General features: G+C 42.3%; 11 protein-coding genes, 1 pseudogene and 1 riboswitch. All 12 genes and pseudogenes read right to left on the bottom strand.

Annotation, left to right across the window (positions count from 1 at the left end):
* Window positions 1-4: 4 nt before the first annotated feature.
* Window positions 5-1915 carry an exodeoxyribonuclease V subunit alpha gene (gene recD / locus GKR61_RS10500; RefSeq protein ID WP_154599823.1) on the bottom strand — a complete coding sequence of 637 codons (1911 nt, stop codon included), beginning with the start codon at window positions 1913-1915 and terminating at the stop codon, window positions 5-7.
* Window positions 1915-5526, bottom strand: coding sequence for an exodeoxyribonuclease V subunit beta (gene recB / locus GKR61_RS10495; RefSeq protein ID WP_272537338.1), 3612 nt, complete (start codon window positions 5524-5526; stop codon window positions 1915-1917). Before recB ends, recD begins: the two co-directional genes overlap by 1 nt.
* Window positions 5523-8417, bottom strand: a complete 2895-nt coding sequence (gene ptrA / locus GKR61_RS10490; RefSeq protein WP_154599802.1) for a pitrilysin — start codon at window positions 8415-8417, stop codon at window positions 5523-5525. The genes recB and ptrA overlap by 4 nt, the downstream gene beginning before the upstream one ends.
* A gap of 16 nt (window positions 8418-8433) precedes the next feature.
* Entirely contained in the window at window positions 8434-11808 is a 3375-nt protein-coding gene (recC, locus tag GKR61_RS10485) for an exodeoxyribonuclease V subunit gamma (protein ID WP_154639764.1), read from the bottom strand.
* Window positions 11786-12154 (bottom strand): type II secretion system protein, encoded by a 369-nt coding sequence (locus tag GKR61_RS10480; RefSeq protein ID WP_036956318.1) that lies wholly within the window; start codon window positions 12152-12154, stop codon window positions 11786-11788. The genes recC and GKR61_RS10480 overlap by 23 nt, the downstream gene beginning before the upstream one ends.
* Window positions 12151-12594, bottom strand: coding sequence for a DUF2509 family protein (locus GKR61_RS10475; RefSeq protein WP_108478484.1), 444 nt, complete (start codon window positions 12592-12594; stop codon window positions 12151-12153). Before GKR61_RS10475 ends, GKR61_RS10480 begins: the two co-directional genes overlap by 4 nt.
* Window positions 12591-13205 (bottom strand): prepilin peptidase-dependent protein, encoded by a 615-nt coding sequence (locus GKR61_RS10470; protein ID WP_154599800.1) that lies wholly within the window; start codon window positions 13203-13205, stop codon window positions 12591-12593. The genes GKR61_RS10475 and GKR61_RS10470 overlap by 4 nt, the downstream gene beginning before the upstream one ends.
* Entirely contained in the window at window positions 13199-13720 is a 522-nt protein-coding gene (locus tag GKR61_RS10465) for a prepilin-type N-terminal cleavage/methylation domain-containing protein (protein ID WP_154599799.1), read from the bottom strand. Before GKR61_RS10465 ends, GKR61_RS10470 begins: the two co-directional genes overlap by 7 nt.
* A gap of 401 nt (window positions 13721-14121) precedes the next feature.
* A complete protein-coding gene (locus tag GKR61_RS10460; protein ID WP_154599798.1) occupies window positions 14122-14973 on the bottom strand; it encodes a thymidylate synthase in 852 nt (283 codons plus the stop codon).
* Between the two features lie 159 nt (window positions 14974-15132).
* Window positions 15133-16029, bottom strand: coding sequence for a prolipoprotein diacylglyceryl transferase (lgt, locus tag GKR61_RS10455; protein ID WP_036956312.1), 897 nt, complete (start codon window positions 16027-16029; stop codon window positions 15133-15135).
* A gap of 100 nt (window positions 16030-16129) precedes the next feature.
* A pseudogene (ptsP, locus tag GKR61_RS10450) lies at window positions 16130-18376 on the bottom strand (phosphoenolpyruvate--protein phosphotransferase).
* Between the two features lie 4 nt (window positions 18377-18380).
* The gene (gene rppH, locus GKR61_RS10445; RefSeq protein ID WP_006659219.1) at window positions 18381-18914 is read right to left on the bottom strand and encodes an RNA pyrophosphohydrolase; all 534 of its coding nucleotides are present in this window, start codon (window positions 18912-18914) and stop codon (window positions 18381-18383) included.
* 113 nt (window positions 18915-19027) lie between these two features.
* A riboswitch (TPP riboswitch) is annotated at window positions 19028-19120 on the top strand.
* The last annotated feature ends 19 nt before the right edge of the window (window positions 19121-19139 follow it).

Genomic DNA, 19139 nt, shown 5'->3' with positions numbered 1-19139 from the left:
GGAATTAATTTAACTGCTCAAACTGTAGCGCTAAGCCACTACGGCGTTTAGTGGGGGTTTCTATCGCACGACGTAACACTTTTTTACTGCCATACAATGAAAGTTCGTTCTTAGCTCGTGTCATCGCGGTATAGACGAGCTCTCGGGTAATCACCGGCGAATATACATAAGGTAAAACCAAGGCGGTATGAGCAAACTCTGAACCTTGAGATTTATGTACTGTCATCACGTAAGCCGTTTCATGTGCTGGCAGTCGATTTGGTTGGATCCCACGAATAGTGCCATCAGGAAATTGGAAGTAGGCTCTCATCTGGCGCTCTTCATCTAACAGGATAATACCAATATCACCATTAAAGAGACCTAGTGCACTATCATTGCGGCTGATCATAATCGGTCTTCCAACATAGTGCTTATGCTTCAAGTTATATGGTTTTGTAATTAACCCTTGGCGATGAAGTAATTTTTCAAGTTTGTCATTTAGACCTGAAACCCCGTAAGCACCTTCCCTTAATGCGGCAAGTAGACGGTATTGATTAAATTTATGTAAGACATCAGCAGGTTTTTCCCTCGCTTTAACGGCTAATAAATAGTGCTGATAAAACCCGACCGCATCTAGTAACATATTGGCGTAACTTTCGCTCATTTTGGCTTCGGCATCGCTTTCATTATCTGGCATGGCACTAGGGATATAGTTATGAATATCCGTGAAATTCTGAGCAAGAATATCATCCACCCGCTTCACATTTCCGGTATTGACGGCGAAAGCTAGCTGACCAATTCCTGAATCGGCAGAGAAACGATAACTGTGTCTTAATAGACATAAGCTATCACGGATAGCAGGCCCTTTATTTGAGGTGAATTCACTTAATGAGCATCCAGCCAATCGCTCCAGCTGAGCTGCTCGTTCAGGACTATAGCCTTTATTCGCGAAACGGCAGATATCCCCTAAAACAGCCCCCGCTTCAACAGAAGCGAGCTGATCTTTATCGCCTAAAAATATCAGTTTGGCAGAGTCAGGCAGTGCTTCAATAAGCTTGCCCATCATCGGCAAATCCACCATTGAAGCTTCATCAACAATTAAGATATCAAGTGCAAGCGGGTTATCTCGATGATAACGAAACTGCTGGCTTTCAGGTTGAGCACCCAATAGTCGATGTAATGTTTTGGCTTGAGAGGGGAGTAATTCACGCTCATCGTCATTTAACGGTAGCTGTTTCATCGCATACCCTAATGACTCGGTTAAACGGGCGGCTGCTTTACCTGTTGGAGCGGCTAATTCAATACGTAAGCGATGTTGCTGCTGATGGCCTAACTTAATCAGCGCCGCTAAAATTTTCGCTACCGTTGTTGTTTTACCTGTTCCTGGCCCCCCTGAAATGACTGAAACTCGACTCGTTAACGCAACGGCGGCGGCAATTTTCTGCCAATCTATCTGCGTTGATTCAGGGAATAGCGCCGTTAAAATTGGCTGAACTTTAGCATTATTAACAATATTATCATTACTAACATTAGCTAATTCAGTCTCTGAAAAGAAGTGAGCTACGCACTGCTCGTATTGCCACATACGCTGGAAATAAAGAAAATCGCCTGATAGCAGTAATGGAGCAACAGACTCTTCCCCGACTTCACTCACGGATTCGCTCGATAATAACGCCGCTCTGATAGTGGCTTGATTTGGTTCCCCAATCATGTGCCACAATTGAGTTGTAAATTCAGGGTTTCTCCCCATAAATAACACGTCAGGACGAATATCATCCAGCGCTAGACAGACATGCCCAGACATAGTTTCTGCACTAAGCAGCGCAGCCACTAACAATAAAATCGGGTTATCTTCATTTGCAACGTTATAAGCGAATTGCACATCAAGAGGTGTGAATATACGCACTTCAATAGCTTGATTAAACAACGCTTTCATCATTGTGGCTCCTTAGATTGAGCATCATGAAATAGCGCATCAAACTCACTGATAAATTCAATTGTTGGTCGATAGAAAAAGACACCATTTTGAGAACCTATGCGTTCCGTACCCCGTAAAAAAAGATAATAAACGCCACCAAAATGAGTTTCATAATCGTAATTTGGCATCCTCTGTTGTAAAAAACGGTGTAATGCCAGCGAATAGAGCTGATATTGCAGATCATATCGATGGTCAATCATTGCTTCAGCCATCGCCTCTTGAGTGTAATAAGAGGCATCTTCGCCTAAATAGTTAGACTTATAATCCAATAAATAAAACCGCCCTTTCCAACAGAAGGTTAAGTCTATAAAGCCTTTTAAAATACCTTGTACCTGCTCAAAATTAAGCGGAGGACAATGTTTTGACAGAGGATCATACTTGTGAGTAACGCGATCAACATCTTTTGCACTGAGCAAGCTATCAATCGGTAAATAGAACTGCATTTCATCCAATCTATCTTGAGCTGAAATAGCCGACAAACAGAGCCCATCATCGGCTAACGGTACATTCAAAATGGCATTCAACCAGCCTTGTAACATAGGAACCCATTGAGTATCAAAGCCTGCTACTTGCAGTTTTTCTTCTAGCCATTCGGAAGAAATGTCACCTGAAAAATCAATTTCTTCCATTAAGCTATGTAAAAATGTACCGGGTGCAGCACCTTTAGGAAACTGGTGGGGGGTCAGTTGATTTTCTTGTATTTCTTGTGCCTCGACATCATGACTAACTTCAATATCCATCTTAGGGGCTAATGAGTTAGCAAATTGCTCAGCCGATAAAGCTTGCTCTTCTTCTCCATGGGATGCGCTATAACTCAAACCCGAATAGCTTGTTACACGCCAGCTATCATCAAAGTGTCGAGAAACCACTCTCGCAGATAACTCATCGCTGGTCTCTTTGGTTAAATTCAGCCTTACCATTTCAGGGGAGTTTATCAGTTGCACATCAATCACATCATTACTGAGTGCATCGAGCATGCTGCTGAGCAAAACACTGTCACCTTCTTGCCCTTTTTGCAGCAAATATCCCAGCGCGGATAGGTGCAAATCTGTATTACCTGCTTTTTTACGGTTACCTTTGATAAGCGGCGCGACTCCGACACTACAGTGATAAATAGCGCGAGTGAGTGCCACATACAATAAACGTAAATCCTCGGCTAAGCGCTCTTCGTCCGCTAATTCGACATACTCTTCTGTATCATCAAGATCGAGTTTCGCTATGTAATCATCACGGTCGTGAAACAGACCTTTTGATTGAGGTAGGAAGTTACTGGCAAACGGTAACCAAACAATTTTATATTCCAACCCCTTGGATTTATGAATGGTGCTGATTTGTACTAAATGCCTATCACTTTCAAGACGCATTTGTTGTGCATCTGATTGATGGTCAGGATGGGCAATCTGCTGCGCTAACCAACGGGTTAGTGTGTGCTCACCTTCAAGCTGGAGAGACATCTCTTGCAGTAATTCCCCAATATGCATGAGATCCATCAAACGGCGTTCACCTTCAGAACCCGATAGCAAGGTTTCAGCAATATGTCTTTGAGACATAATCCCACGTAACATGGGAAGAACACCGCGTTTACGCCAAATTACAGCATAGTGAGCAAACTCATCAACGACATTTTCCCAGGCTTTTTCATCGTAATTTAGGCTATCAATATCTTCTGCCGTTAAACCCAATAATCCCGTCGCTAAGGCACTGCGCAATACCCGTTCTTTTTCTGGTGTTAATACGGCCAATAATAGCCAGAGAATTTCTTTAGCTTCTTGAGTCGCGAATACACTTTCTCGATTTGATTGGAACACCGATGGGATATTAAGTTGATTTAGTGCATCACGGATCAATATCGCCTCACGACGACTCCGAACTAATACGGTGATGTCCGAGGCCTCTACAGGCGTTTGCTGCTGCTTGTTTTCAAAGTAGGTCGTACCTTGCAGACCACCAGCAAGATATTGTCCTATTTGCGCCGCACATTGCTGTGCTAGGGCTTGTTCATATTCAGAAACGGAAACAGCCTCAGCTTGCTGCTGCCAGAAAGTAAGCGCTTTCACTTCTTTCCCATCATGGATCAGTTTTTTGTGGCTATTATGAGCTGCAAAATTAACGCTTTGAAATGGAATTTGTTCAAAAATAAATGGGTTTTCAGCATGATGGAAAACCTGATTTACAGCTTCAACCATACGCTGGGATGAGCGATAGTTTGTTTCCAACGTATAGTGAGCACTAACTTGCTTTTTCGCCGCAATATACGTGAAGATATCCGCACCACGGAATGCGTAAATGGCTTGTTTCGGGTCTCCGATGAACAGCAATGCTGTATCGTCAGTTTCCCGATAAATACGCTGAAAAATACGATATTGCTGCGGGTCAGTATCTTGAAACTCATCAATCATCGCAACTGGGAAACGCCTAGCAATTGCTTCGGCAAGTAATGCCCCGCCATCTTGATGCAGCGCTCTATCTAGACGAGTCAGTAGATCATCAAAACCTAACTCACCGCGTGTTTGCTTCTCATGAGCAATAGTCTGGCGTACTTCACTAATCGCTTGAGGAATAATCAAATCTTTAATCGTCAGCGCTTGGGCAAGCAACTCATCAACTAACCTAAAGACTACATGAGAAGGCCCTGAACCGCTTTTGGATTTTTCATCTAATCGAGATTGCGCAAAACGCTCTAAGATATCTTTTGGCAGCTGATAATCATCAGTGCTTTGCTCTGCCCATTCGGTTATTTTTTCTAACCATGTAGGTAAATAACGTATGCTGTAGCTGCGTTTGTCTACATCAGAATCAGAAATTAGCTTTTCAAAATCAGCAGAATTTTTTGTCCATAAATCTTTTAAATTCTGAATTAAACCAATCAAACGTTGATGACGTTCTTCAAGAGTTTCAGGTAATTCCGGCTGATTGATAATAACGGGAATATCCCCTTGCAAGAACGGCTTAATCTCGTTCAAAAGTGCTTCAGGTCCATTCCACTCGGCATGAACCACTTTGGTCATCGAATAATCCAGAGGATAAAAATGACGACGCCAAAAATCCGCACATGCTTGTTTCTGGATAGGAAACTCATCTTGGATCATGGTTTGTTCAAACAAAATGCCTGATTCAAACGCATTGTGCGCTAACATTCGTTGGCAAAAACCATGAATGGTGTAAATAGCGGCTTCATCCATTTGGCGCTCAGCGGCTAATAGCCAATTCGCCGCAAAAGCGCGTTGCTCTTCACTCGGTAACTCCGTTAATAGTGTGAGATATTCTGGTTCCGATTCGAATCCCAAGCCATTACGTAAACACGCCAAACGCATCTTATGGATGCGCTCACGAATACGCCCGCGTAATTCATTGGTCGCCGCCTCAGTAAAGGTCACAACCAGAATCTCTTCAACACTTAAAGGTCGAGGGAATGCATTTTCATTCCCTAAACCTAATAATAGACGCAGATAGAGGATCCCTATCGTATAGGTTTTACCTGTACCAGCCGATGCCTCAATTAACCGCTGTCCACGTAACGGGAGTTTATAGGCATCTAACAATTGGGAACTCATCTGCACCTTATTCACTCAACATTTTCCTTGATAGGTAACATTTTCTGAAGATCTGAAGCTTGTGGGTACAATACCCAGTTTTTCAGTTTTGCATACCCTGATGTCTCATCAACACCCTGACCAATAACTTGAGATGCCATCGCTAAACCTTGGTGTTTTAAAACCGCATTTTCATAATATGCAATCACTTCAGCTTGAGTGGCAGTCTCTAATCTCGATAACACTTTATCTCGGGAGTCAAAACTGAAAATATTACGAGAAAAATCGGAACCATAGCGCCCAACCTCTTCATAGAATGTTTGTGGCGGCTGTTTCATTTCCGTAATAATCGATTGTTTATATTGTTCAAATTCAGCAGAAGGTAATTTTTTCAGCTTATCCAAAGTGACTTTATAGAAATCTTGATAGCGAGTATTGAGATAATCTGGTGTTTTGGCATTACTTTGCAGCAAGAAGCCAATACCCCACTGATCACCAAGCCCCACCTTGAAAGCAAATACGGCATAACCTAGTTGCTCATTGGTCCGTAATTGGTCGTAAAACCATGGCTGAACAATTTTAGATAAAATACCAGACAGAACCGCACCATCGATACGGTCATAACCATCAGGAATAAATAACTCGGCCAATGCGTTATCGCTGCTATTACCTTGCTTATGGAAATCGGCTAGATAGGTTTTATTCACCACAACGATGTCACCACTCCACCAATTTTTACCTTTGCTCTTTAACAGCTTACTGACATCTTGGATAGTTTGAACACTTTGCTGCTGAGTAATGTTACCCACAACTAATGCTTGTAAGGCGGCACCTTCAACGACGGAATTACGGTAGTCCGTAATATCTTTCAAAGTGATCGTGTCTAAAGCAGCTAACCGTTGCTCCTGTTCAAAATACGGAACACTGTTAAGGCGCTGCAATGGCTGCATGGCTAGCTCGTATGCTTTCGCATTGTTTGCCACTTCGATTTGTTCTTTGTACCAAGATTTTGCCTGAATCAACTCTCTTTCTGTTGGCTCAAAACTTAAATACACCTTGGTCATGGATAAAAACAGCTCCGATAAATGCTGAGTATAGCCGCTCGCATTTAACTGTAATCCAACCCCTTGAGAGACAGAGACCGACATCCCAGCAACGGAGGCTTGATACTGTAATTCATCCATTTTTAACGATGAAATATATTGCAGTAAAGAACCTACCACTTGAGATTTTGCTGTTTCATCTTGATCGTTATAACGCAGGTCTAACGTAATACTTGCCTTCGGCTCATCAGCAAAATACTGACTTGGCATATACAGCACACGTATATTCCCTTCCTGATAAACCATTTCAGGATGTTTATACGCTTTATCCGTTTTAATCAGGGATAAGTTATCGGGAATATAAGGGTTTAATTTTGGTAATTTAAAAGTCATTTTTGACTCTAAACCAGCCCATTCTGTGAACTGCTTTTCACTGATTTTATCAACTTGATAAGGCGCATCGACAAAGTAAGCTTTTTTATTACTCGGTTCGTTCGGGCTAATAAACCAAATACGTGCATTTTGCGCAGTCAGTTCAGAAAGTCTCTGTTTTATCGCCGTAGGATTATATTTGTCTGCAACATAATCAGAATCTAGAACGTGATTAACAGGCATAGTGATCATTTGGTCAGAAAGCCATTCGATATAGTTCATGTCTCTGACAATAGAGCCATAACGAAATGATAAATTAAGCACTTTCGCTATTTCATCAAAATAATCTTGGTTAACCCCTTGGTTTTTAATCAAATCAATATAAGCAAAAATAGCCGCGATAACTTGATCTCGTTCCGCTAACCCTTTATCCGTTAATGTGACATAGATAGAGAATGAACCATAATTACGATCTGCATTTGGCGAGGCAGATGCGCTGATACCTTCTGCTAATCCTTGGGAAATAAGCCAATCAGATAACGTTCCCGGACTACGATTTCCAATTAAGTAGCCGATGTATTCATCACTCTTGCTACGAAAATCGGCCATATTGTTTTTGATACTAAATTCGATTTGCAATGCTTTTTGTGGCTGAGAGGGAACATAGTGGATCACAATCCCCTTTTCTTTATCCGTCACTGCGGGGATCGTAACCTCTGGTACTGAAGCATTAAAATTAGGAATACGGCCAAAGGTTTCATTGGCAATTTTCGCTAATTGTTCAATAGATTGGTCGCCATACAACACGCCATTCATCAAGTTTGCTGAGTAATAACGTTTGTAGAAACTCACTAACTCATCTTGGAGCTTGCTATTGGGCTTGTCCTTCAACGTTTCCAGATTTCCACCTGCAAAGCGAGAGTTTGGATGGGCAGGATTTAGCGTTTCGGAACGAATTTGCCAAATACGCATACCATCACGCGCACGAGCCATGGTGAGTTCAGCATTGACAGCATTACGTTCTTTATCTGCATTCACGGGGTCAAGTAACGGCTCAGCGAGTGCATCCGCTAGTCTATCCGTAGCAGCCTCAAGAGCTCCATTTTCAACTTCAAAATAGTAGGCGGTACGATGTGGTGCAGTGCTAGCATTATGGCTTCCGCCGTGTTTTTGTAAAAACTCAGAGAAGCTACTTGGCTCAGGGTATTTTTTAGAGCCCATTAACACCATGTGTTCTAAGTAGTGAGCGAGCCCTAACTGACTGTTCGGGTTTTCAATACTCCCGACGGGTAATGAAACTGCCGCTAACGATTTAGTCGCTTTAGGGTCTGAAACCAGTAAAACCGTCATATCGTTGTTGAGTTTGATTGCTTTATATTCTCGCGGATCACTGACGCTTTTATTAATAGTCTCTGGCATAACTTGCCAAAGCGGCTGCGCAGCAATAGCACTACCTATAAATAGTAGTGATAACAAGAATAAATGAGCGATATGTTTCGATAATCGTAACATTCTTAGATGCTCTCCCTTATTTTAAGTACTCTGCCATCGGCAGTAAGAAGCGCCGAGTATTACTCAGCAGCGATTCAATCAACGAACTATTTATGCTTCTGCAAGCTCTCAATACATAATCATCTTCCATTTCACCCACTTTCATTTGGCTTCCTTGTAGGCTTTGCAGTAGCGCCGATAACGCCTTTTGCTGCACATCTTCTGACGTAAAGTCATATTCCTTTGTTTTTTTATCAAAACACGCCGAAATCCAATTCCAACCACTCTGATTTAACAGTATTAGCGGCGTATTCATTCCTTCACAATACCCTTCAATAAGCGTATTCAAGTGTACTTTTGCACGCTCTGAGGATATGGCAGAAAAATGCCAAACACTGTTTTCTCGCCCTAATGCGATGCTTTCACCTTCACGAATAAAAGCATTAAAAAACAAATGTTCTATCCATAATTGCACACCATCATTAGCAGTAAGATAAGCAGGTCGATAACGCAATATTCCTGACTCGTGAACATTTCGCAATAAGCCTGTAATTTTGATCTCATGTATTTCACACTCAATCGGATAATCGACACGTCGATCGCCGTACTCTTTCACTTTTTCAGCTAATGGAGCAATATCATTTAATTGTTTCTCCCAAAATAGCTGACCAAATTGTTTTGCAGGTAATTGTCCCGAGGCTCTTAGTGCATGATAAAGAGGATTTGGATCTTCATCTTTGACTAACAAATCTAACACTTGGTCATTAATTTTATAGCGTTGCAATCCACCTAATACGAAAGGCTCTTCTTCTGGAAGTTCAGTCTCTTCAATCGAGAAATGAACCTTCAAACGCTGCTGGAAAAACCCACGGATAGGGTGACGGTAAAAACGTAAAATTTGTTCTAACGATAACTCTGTAATAGGTTCACGTTGTTTTAATATTGACGTAAACGACTTAGCCGCTTGCTCTGCACTTTTTGCAGCGGGCAACCATTCTTGCGCGAAGCTTTGATAAAGAGAGCCAGAGGCAAAATTCTCTTTCGCAAATGGCACTCGATTATGTTCAATAATCAAATGCTGTTTTAGCCGCTGTGCACTTTCATCGATATTCAACGATTGGTCGCCATCTAAGCAGAAACTCTGACAGATATACTCCAATAATTCAGTGACTAATACCGATGGATTGCACTCTTGGTTATCTCGAATAGAACGTCCGATATAGCTAATATAAAGCCGTTTTGTCGCTGAATTTAATGCTTCTAAGAATAGGTATCTGTCATCATCACGACGCTTTCTATCGCCTCGCTGGACTTTTTCTGCCATTAAATCGAAACCGAGTGGTGGCACATTACGTGGGTATGCACCATCGTTCATACCCAGTAAACAAACCACTTTAAATGGTACAGAACGCATTGGCATTAACGTACAAAAATTGACTGCACCGGCGAGGAAACGCTGGCTAATTTTTTCATCATCAAAACAAACCGATAACTCGTCGCGAATTAAACGTAATGGAATGGCTTCTTGGTAGTTGGCGGTCAACGCATTTTCAATAATTTTATGCCACTGTGTCGTGAGTAATGCTAAGACAACTTCAGTTTCACTATCGACTTTAAAGCAGCTATCGATTAACTGCTGGCAGATTTCTTTCCACTCATCGAGCATGCGTTCTTGATCTAAGTGTGTTCGCCATTCTCTAAGTGTATCAACGAGTAATGCTAATTTCCCAGCCAGCTGAGCTGCGAGACCACTACATTCATCGTATGGCAGCACACCATTCCATGGGCCATTACGGCTATCCATCGCATAGCCAAGCAACATTCGGCTTAAACCAAATTGCCATGTATTTTGCCCAATAACCGGTAGCGATAGTGCTTTGACATTATCATCATCCAGCCCCCAGCGAATTCCGGATTCATTGACCCATCTCCTTAACAAACTCAGTTCACTCTCATCAATATCGAAACGAGCAGCAAACGCTGAAACCTCTAATAGCGTCAGTACTTGCTCCGTTGAAAATCGGCTTTGAGGTAAATCCAATAACATAATAAATGCTTGTAAGATTGGGTGTGCTTGGAGCGCTTTTCTGTCCGAAATGGAGAATGGAATATAGTGTGATGAGCTGGTGTTACCGAACACCGCCTGAATATATGGCGCATAACTGTCGATGTCAGCAACCATGACAATCACATCGCGGGGCGTTAATGTAGGATCTTCTTCAAATAGGGCCAATAAACGATCCTGTAAAACTTCAACTTCACGCTGAGCACTATGGCATGAATGAAATGTCACGGATTGATCACACTGAGGAAGTGAGCGCTTCTGCGAGCTACTTTCATACTCATCTAAAGTCACGCCTAGCTGAGCGTGATTTTCAAGGTCGAGAATATCTTGCTGCAAATTTTCGAGAAGGTTATTTCGCCCATTATCAACAAAGGCCGACACTTCATTGGCAGCCTCTATTTGGGAAATAAAAAATAAATTATCGCGCCCAAGCTTGCCCCACGATGCTAACAGTGGGTTTGCTAAATTCTGCTCACCTTCCGTGTTGAATAAATTGGCTGCATGCTCATCAATTTTAAAGCGGGAAATTTCGTGCTTATCCAAATAGTGGCGCAATTTCCGTTGTTGTAATCGCGCTAAAAAGGCACTGCTTTGAATATCTCCCCAGTAATAACGGCACGGGTTGGTAAACATTAAGTGGATATCTGAGTGTTCAGCAATCGCGTTGAGTGCTTGCAAATACAATGGTGGTAAGGATGAAATACCGCAAATAAATAAGCGTGACGGTAAATTTTTAGCTAACTCTGGTGATGCTTTTAGCTTATCAATAAAACTCTGATACAAGTTTGCTCGATGCCAAGGCGATTGACCAAGCTGCTCTGTATATTCCACCAAACATAACCATAATCTTTTTTGCCACAATTGATTTTCACTGAGCCCGTCAATCAATTCATTACGTTGCCACAGCGCAATCCATTCAGGTCTATAGACCAAATATTGGTCAAATAAATCGGCAATACGCCCTGATAGTTGATGTAATTTACGCTTGTCTGAATCGTCTTGTAGATAGTGACGTAGAGGCTCAAATTCAGTTTCATTAATAACATTTGGCAAAATCGTCATTAACTTCCACGTCATCGCTTGTTTAGTATAGGCGCTCTCTTTGGGGATATCGGGAAGCACTCGACGGAACATATCCCAGATAAACGTAGCGGGTAATGGGTAGTTAATATTGGCGGCTATTCCGAAACGCTTAGCAAGCTCTATCTGTAGCCATTGGGACATACCTGGGCTTTGTACTAATACAATTTCTTGCTCAAAAGGATGAGTGAGAGGGTCATTCTCCATTAAGTGTGCAATTAGCTCTTTGAGCAGATCTAATTGGTTAGAATGATAAACCTGAAACATGACTCTCTCCTTTTGCGCACTGCCAGCGACTTATCGAATACAGTTTCCCGCCCACGAACAAGGACACCTTAGATTCACTACAGCCCCCAAGGCTTACAGAATGCACGATTTTTATCTGTTCTCTCTGGGGCTGATACCCTATTTCCAATGGAACTTTATCATTAAAAGAGCGTTTGCCTTCTAATGTTCCATGTAGAGATCGAATTGCCTGTGAACCTTGATATATTTGATTAAAATTCAAAGCGATATATTGGCTGTAGTTTAGCAGAGCTATCAGCAAGATAGCAAAAATAACCACCGCAATCATCGACTCTACCAGTGCAAATCCTTGCTGTGAATTCTTCATTGGCAAAATCCTTTAATTGCCACTGGGCAGTAATCTATCCAGCCATTTTCACGGGCTTGTAGACGCCCTTCATTCCATATTGGTACAACCCATCGATATATCGTTAGCGATTGATTTTTCGAAAATTCCCCCTTACCCGATAAAATGAATTGATTATTTTTATAATGCTTAAGACAGCTAACCCACCCATGATTTGTTTCTCTCTGACACACCCAAGGACTCACCTTTTCAGCTTTCAATTTCCAATGTTGAGCGAGCCCCCATGACAATGCTGATTCTGCTAAATTAAATGATTGGTAATATTTTTCTTCGCGGATTAATTCATGGCTAGCTCGAGCTTGGTAGTAATGTAATGCCTTTAAGAGTATGAGCCCAACACTCATTAAAACCATTACCATGATTAAAGCAATGTTGCCTTGCTGCGCATTTTTTTCCCTCATGGCACATTCCTTAGCAGTACAGAGGACTGATAATCAAACGTTTTATTAGGCAATAACATGCTTTCCACCGTCATAGATATTCCTAAAATTTTCGTGCTTGGCTGCCACTCAAAAGTCAGCTGATTCACTTTTACCATATTAGGATCAAACAACGACTGCCAGCGGGTACCATCGCAGTTTGTCACATTACGGCTAGACTCGAGCTTATTGTTGTTGAGTCTAAATCCAAAAAAATCAGAATGTAATGAACGGCCTTGTCCTATAACCCATTGCCCAGATAAATCCTGATCATAGGCAAAAATAATGCAAGAATTGGCCTGACGACTTAAGAACTTAGCGCTGATGGTTATTGCCTTTCCTTCACAATGAGGCTTGGAAGGTGACTGGCTGCAATGACCTATTCGACGAAAATCTTTTTCCATATTAATCAACACCTGCCGGACCTCCCTATCCAGTTGATATTGAAAAAAAGCCTGAAATAGTTGCTTAAATAACATAGGGATCGTATTCATCGCTGCAATGCAGACCAAACAGCCAATTAGCATCGCAATCAGTGTTTCTAGCAAAGAAAAACCCTTTTCTGTTTTATGCTTTTTAATGTCATTCAACATTTAGGAACACCTGCCAACGTTTGCTGGCTGCAACTGCGTACCCGACCTGAAGATGAAATAATCACGGATATTTGGTCACTTTCATTACTGAGTTCAATTCGAAAAGGGCTACTTGTTCCTTGCCTACCGTAAAAATGAATTAATTCTCTAGACGCATATTTAAGCTCAATGCTTTCAAATTTATCGCTTTTAAATTGGCTGATTTCTTGCGCAGTCTCTGCATCGATAACAACTAAACGCCACTCTTTTGATGTGAAACTTACCGTCATAATACGGTGCTGATTTAAATAGATGCCTTCCATTAGGTTACTGTAGATAAATTCGGCAGTTTGCCTCGCAGCATCAATAAGCTGTAGCCGCTTCACTTGCTGTTGCCATTGATAAAACGCAGGTAGAGCCACTATTGAGCAAAGAAACAGTACAACCAGAATTTCAATTAAAGTGAATCCCAGCTCATCAACATTGCTTTTTAGCCACTTTACTTTTCCCTGTAGCAAACTCGCCTGCTCTGCCATTTCTTTATCCCTGTCACTCGCTCTTTATAAATAAATTTGGAAGAAAATTTCACATGGCTACAGCCTACATTTTCTCTTCTTCAAAACGCTTCCCAAAAAAAATGTCACTTTTGCATTTTTCTTAAATGCTTTTGGAAACGGCTTCGCAAAGTTAAGTACCAAGATAAAAAAGTGTTCCCGAAAAATAAGGGAGACAGGTCAGAATAGTTTTCGGGGATAAGGCAAAAATTGGAAATAGCGGAAGTAATAAGGGTGAAAGAGAGTAAGCGTTAATCGAGGTGTAAAGGTATGGAGCAGCTTAAAAAATCGAATGAGCCGTAAAGATAATAAAAAATAAAGGCATAAACCGTATTATTTACAGGGTCTATGCGTGCCTATGCCTTTATATCAATCTACCCGCATTAGACCGTAAATGGATATTTTATTGCTTCGTGGCACTGATAACCTTCTAAGATGAAATCATCAGTTGTTACCCACGTTTCAAGATCTTCCAAGGTTTTAATTTCAGGGTTAATCGTCAAGCTTGGAGATGGATATGGTTCACGTTTTAATTGAACATCACGCATTAAAGGCAATTGGTTTTCATAAATATGTGCGTTCACAATTTTATGATAAGCCTTACCGGCTTTGTGACCCGTAATACGCGCCATTAGCGCCAGCAGTACAAAACATTGAACCTGATTAAAATTAAGCCCAAGAGGAACATCACAGCTACGTTGGTATGACGTCAAATGCAGCGTATCGCCAAGTAGTGAAAACGTGTGAGTGTGCATGCAAGGACGTAAGCAGCCCATTTCGAACTCACCAGGGTTATAGAAAGTCACGATTTCGGCGCGGTCATCAATGCCGTTTTTCAGGTTATTAACCACTTTCTTTAATTGGTCAAGATGAGAGCCATCAGGGCGCAGCCATGAGCGACCTTGGACGCCATAAACGCGCCCCATATCATCTTCACCTTTACGATGCGGGTTATCTAACCATGCTTGGTTTTCATTAGCATTGGCATTCCAAGTATTACAACCAATTTCACGGAACTGCGCTGCATTATCATAGCCACGCAAGTACCCTAATAACTCGGCAATAGCGGCTTTATAAAAGCTTTTACGCGTCGTAATTAAAGGGAATTGATTGTTGCCCACATCATATTCGAGGTCGGCATTAATCACGGTTAAACAGCGAACACCAGTACGCTTGTTTTCAACCCATTGACCTTCATCGATAATACGTTGGCATAACTCAAGATACGGCTTCATAGTGGCTCTCTTACTCCGAAATACAGGCGGTTTGTGTTATCGAATATCCATCAATAACACAAACCGAAAATGACTTAATTTACTGCTTATTAGCGCGATTTGCTGTCTACATTATTAACAGTCTACGTGACTTGCTATCGACGCTACTTGCTATCTACGCTACTTACTCTCAACGTTTTTAGCGGGCTTATGGGCTGGGATATTTTTACCGTATTTGTAAGCCCAGACAATCATCAATACACCGATAATAATCATCGGAATCGAGAGGATTTGCCCCATACTGATACCACCGAATAAACCTAATTGTGCATCTGGTTGTCTGAAGAATTCAACGATGATACGGAATGCACCATAACCGATAAGGAACAGGCCCGATACGCTCCCCATTGGGCGAGGTTTACGTACAAATAAATTCAATATCAAGAATAAAACGATACCTTCTAAAACCATTTCATACAGCTGGGATGGGTGTCTTGGCAATACACCGTATTGCTCAAGAATAGGCAACAGAGAGGGGTCTTGTGCCGCAAGTTGGATATCTTCACTTCTTGAATGAGGGAATAAAAATGCCCATGGTGTATCTAGGGTAACCCGTCCCCATAGCTCGCCATTAATAAAGTTACCGATACGCCCCATTCCAAGACCAAAAGGAATCAACGGTGCAACAAAATCAGAAACTTGTAAGAAACGACGTTTCGTGCGATAGGCAAACCACATCATGGCACAGATAACCCCAATCAAGCCACCGTGGAAGGACATGCCGCCATCCCACACTTTGAACAGATACAGAGGGTCATCTAAGAAAACAGGCAAATTATAGAAGAAAACATAGCCAAGTCGTCCACCTACAAATACACCGACAAAACCAATGTACAACAAGTTCTCGACTTCATTTTTTGTCCAGCCACTGTTTGGCTTAGAAGCGCGACGTCCCGCTAACCATAGCGCAAAAACGAATCCGACAAGGTACATAAAACCATACCAGTGCAAAGAGACTGGGCCAATCGAGAACATTACGGGATCAATTTCCGGAAATGCTAAGTAACTGTTACTCATCGTTCCCCACTTTAAAATAATTGAGTCAAAAATTATGTCGCATAATAACACGAGGTTATTGCCAGCATATAATTACATATTAATAACATAGAAGATCAAACTAGATCCCGCCACGCACAAAACCACCAAGTCCATTTCTTTCCATAAACTCGCTAATCTTATGGCGAACATTTTCGCTGGTTTCTGCGCCGAGCAAATCAGGCACTAACTCAGCCATCAATTGAGGATCAAGCTGACGAATTAAATATTTCATGCGAGGAACACTGCGCCCACTCATACTCAAACTACGATAACCTAATGCAATCAGCACCATAGCACTTAATGGCTGTCCAGCCATTTCACCACATACACTAATCGGCAGGCCTATACGCTGACATTCCATATGTACCATGGATAGAAAACGCACCACCGCAGGGTGCAGGTTATCATAGAGCGCCGCCACATGAGTGTTATTACGGTCGACGGCGAGTAAATATTGTGTAAAGTCGTTGGTACCTATCGAAATAAAATCAACTCGCTGCTTTAACTCTGGCAGTAAAAACAGGAGTGAAGGTACTTCCAACATCACGCCAATTGGAGGTAAATCAATCGATTTTCCGAGTTGTTGGCTCACTTCATTTTTGGCGCGATTAATCAGCCCAATAGCCTCATCCACTTCATTAATGCTAGTGATCATCGGCAATAAAATACGTAAATTGCCCGTATCTTGGTTAGCTCTCAGCATAGAACGCAATTGGATTAAAAAGATTTCAGGCTGATCCAGCATGATTCGGATCCCACGCCACCCCAAGCAAGGATTTTCCTCGCTGATCGGCATGTAAGGCAGTTGTTTGTCTGCACCGATATCTAAGGTTCTTAATACCACCGGTTTCGTTGCAAAAAGTTGCAATACATCCCGATATAACTGCTTCTGTTCATCCTCAGATGGAAAGCCATTGTGCAGCATAAATGGCAGTTCGGTTCGATATAATCCAACACCATCCACCCCATCATGAATTTGCTGTTCATAGCGAGGGCTCAATCCGGCGTTGAGGCAAATATCCACATGCTCACCGTTTTTGAGTACTGCATCTTGAGAAAGTGTGCCTTCCGCTAATCAGCTAAGTACATTTTCTTCTTCAATAATTTGCTGGTATTCCTGAGCAATAAAATTTTCAGGCTCAATAAACACTTCGCCACGATAGCCATCCAAAATCAGATGGCGATTATGTAATAAGGAAGGCTCAATATCCGCCCCCATAATCGCGGGGATCCCCATCGCTCGGATCAAGATTGCAGAGTGGGAGTGCGTTGCACCATCGCGCACAATCACACCCGCTAATTGCTCAAGCGGTAATTCAGCAAGAACGCTCGCACTTAGCTCATCAGCCACCAAAATAAAACGGTCTGGCCATTGGCTAGTGGGTGTCAGTGAATCATCGAGATGAAATAATAAGCGCTGCCCTAAGGTGCGAAGGTCAGAGCCACGCTCTCTTAAATAGAGGTCACGTAAACGTGAGAACTGCAAAGCGTAATCTTCGATGACGGTTTTCACTGCCCATTCAGCCACCGCCCCTTGATTAATCGCCGTAAATAACCGCTTTTTCAGTTGGGGGTCATTAAGCAAGTGGTTATACAAGTCGAAAATAGCTGCGCTTTCTTTCGATGAGCTCGCCATAAACCGCTTACTAATACGACGAAATTCTGCCGCCGCACTTTCCAGCGCTATCACTAAGCGTTGACGCTCTTCATCAATATTCAATGTGGTCGCTTGATACACATTGTCTAAAGAAGGTTGAGAGGTGTCTTGCCAACCATAAGCCATCGAAATTCCTTGAGAAACAGGGATAGCTTTGAGGCGATTTTGTCGATATTGCCCGAAAATACCTTTTGTTTGCGCTTGGGATAAAATCACCGCTAACTGCATTGATAGCGTGACCATAAAGGACTCTTCCGTCTCGCTGAATAACCGTTTTTCTCGCTGCTGAACCACCAGCACGCCCAGTAATTGACGTCGATAAACAACAGGCACACCTAGAAAGGCTTTGAGCTGTTCTTCTTTGAGTTGAGGGAGGTATTTGAATTGCGGGTGTTCGCGAATATCAGCGAGGTTCAACATTTCCGATTGTCGACCGACTGCGCCAACAACCCCTTCGTCGAATCCTAAACGAATAGCAATCCCGCTAGGCTTTTTCAGCCCGCGGGTTGCCATTAGGTAATAACATTGGCGAGGATGATCGGCTAAGTAAATCGAGCACACATCGGTGCGCATTGCTTTGCACGTCTCATTGACCAAAACTTCAAGAGCTTGAGTCAGACTGGTCGCCATCGCAACCTTTTCGACAATGTCACGTAAACGCGTCAACATAGGCTTACTTAACTCCGCGCCTACGATTATTAAAAACAGGTCGTTGTGGTAATTTCTGTTCCTGCAAAGGCATAACTACGGGAGCGAATTCCTTCATCACGCGGCGATAAACTTCGCGCTTAAAAGAGACCACTTGCCTAACAGGATACCAATAACTGACCCACCGCCAGCCGTCAAATTCTGGCGATTTACTGCGCTGCACGTTTATATCGGCGTCATTACATTGGAGTTGAAGTAAAAACCAACGTTGTTTCTGTCCAATACAAACAGGTTTTGTATCCCAACGCACCAAACGCTTAGGTAATTTGTAGCGTAACCAATTACGGGTAGATGCAAGTAACCTTACATCTTTACGCTGTAGTCCGACTTCCTCGTATAACTCACGATACATCGCTTGTTCTGGCGATTCCCCCGGGTTAATCCCACCTTGGGGAAATTGCCAAGAATGCTGACCATAACGGCGAGCCCATAAGACTTGACCTTGCCGATTACAAATTACAATTCCTACATTCGGGCGGTAGCCATCATCATCGATCACTAGACTACCTCAATAACCAAATTTGAAAGATGCCTAATTGTTTCACACATACCCAAACTGGTAAACCTATATCAATACAGTTTGCAGATATGTCTGAAGTAATTACAATAGTCTGCGTCTCAACGGGGTGCCAATTTGGGCTGAGAAATAACCCGTAGAACCTGATCCGGCTAATACCGGCGTAGGGATTTGAGCTACCGCCTACAAATTATTGTATCGGTCCCT

Source organism: Providencia sp. wls1916, assembly GCF_009706585.1.
GTDB lineage: Bacteria > Pseudomonadota > Gammaproteobacteria > Enterobacterales > Enterobacteriaceae > Providencia > Providencia lanzhouensis.
The sequence above is the reverse complement of the archived record's forward strand: the minus strand, read 5'-3'. Positions and strand labels throughout refer to the sequence as shown.

Bases quoted from the DNA above. Each gene is read 5' to 3' on its own strand.
- GKR61_RS10475 (WP_108478484.1), bottom strand. From the start codon at position 12,594: ATGAGGGAAAAAAATGCGCAGCAAGGCAACATTGCTTTAATCATGGTA.
- recC (WP_154639764.1), bottom strand. From the start codon at position 11,808: ATGTTTCAGGTTTATCATTCTAACCAATTAGATCTGCTCAAAGAGCTA.
- lgt (WP_036956312.1), bottom strand. From the start codon at position 16,029: ATGAGTAACAGTTACTTAGCATTTCCGGAAATTGATCCCGTAATGTTC.
- GKR61_RS10460 (WP_154599798.1), bottom strand. From the start codon at position 14,973: ATGAAGCCGTATCTTGAGTTATGCCAACGTATTATCGATGAAGGTCAA.
- GKR61_RS10480 (WP_036956318.1), bottom strand. From the start codon at position 12,154: ATGAAGAATTCACAGCAAGGATTTGCACTGGTAGAGTCGATGATTGCG.
- ptrA (WP_154599802.1), bottom strand. From the start codon at position 8,417: ATGTTACGATTATCGAAACATATCGCTCATTTATTCTTGTTATCACTA.
- GKR61_RS10470 (WP_154599800.1), bottom strand. From the start codon at position 13,205: ATGTTGAATGACATTAAAAAGCATAAAACAGAAAAGGGTTTTTCTTTG.
- recD (WP_154599823.1), bottom strand. From the start codon at position 1,915: ATGAAAGCGTTGTTTAATCAAGCTATTGAAGTGCGTATATTCACACCT.
- GKR61_RS10465 (WP_154599799.1), bottom strand. From the start codon at position 13,720: ATGGCAGAGCAGGCGAGTTTGCTACAGGGAAAAGTAAAGTGGCTAAAA.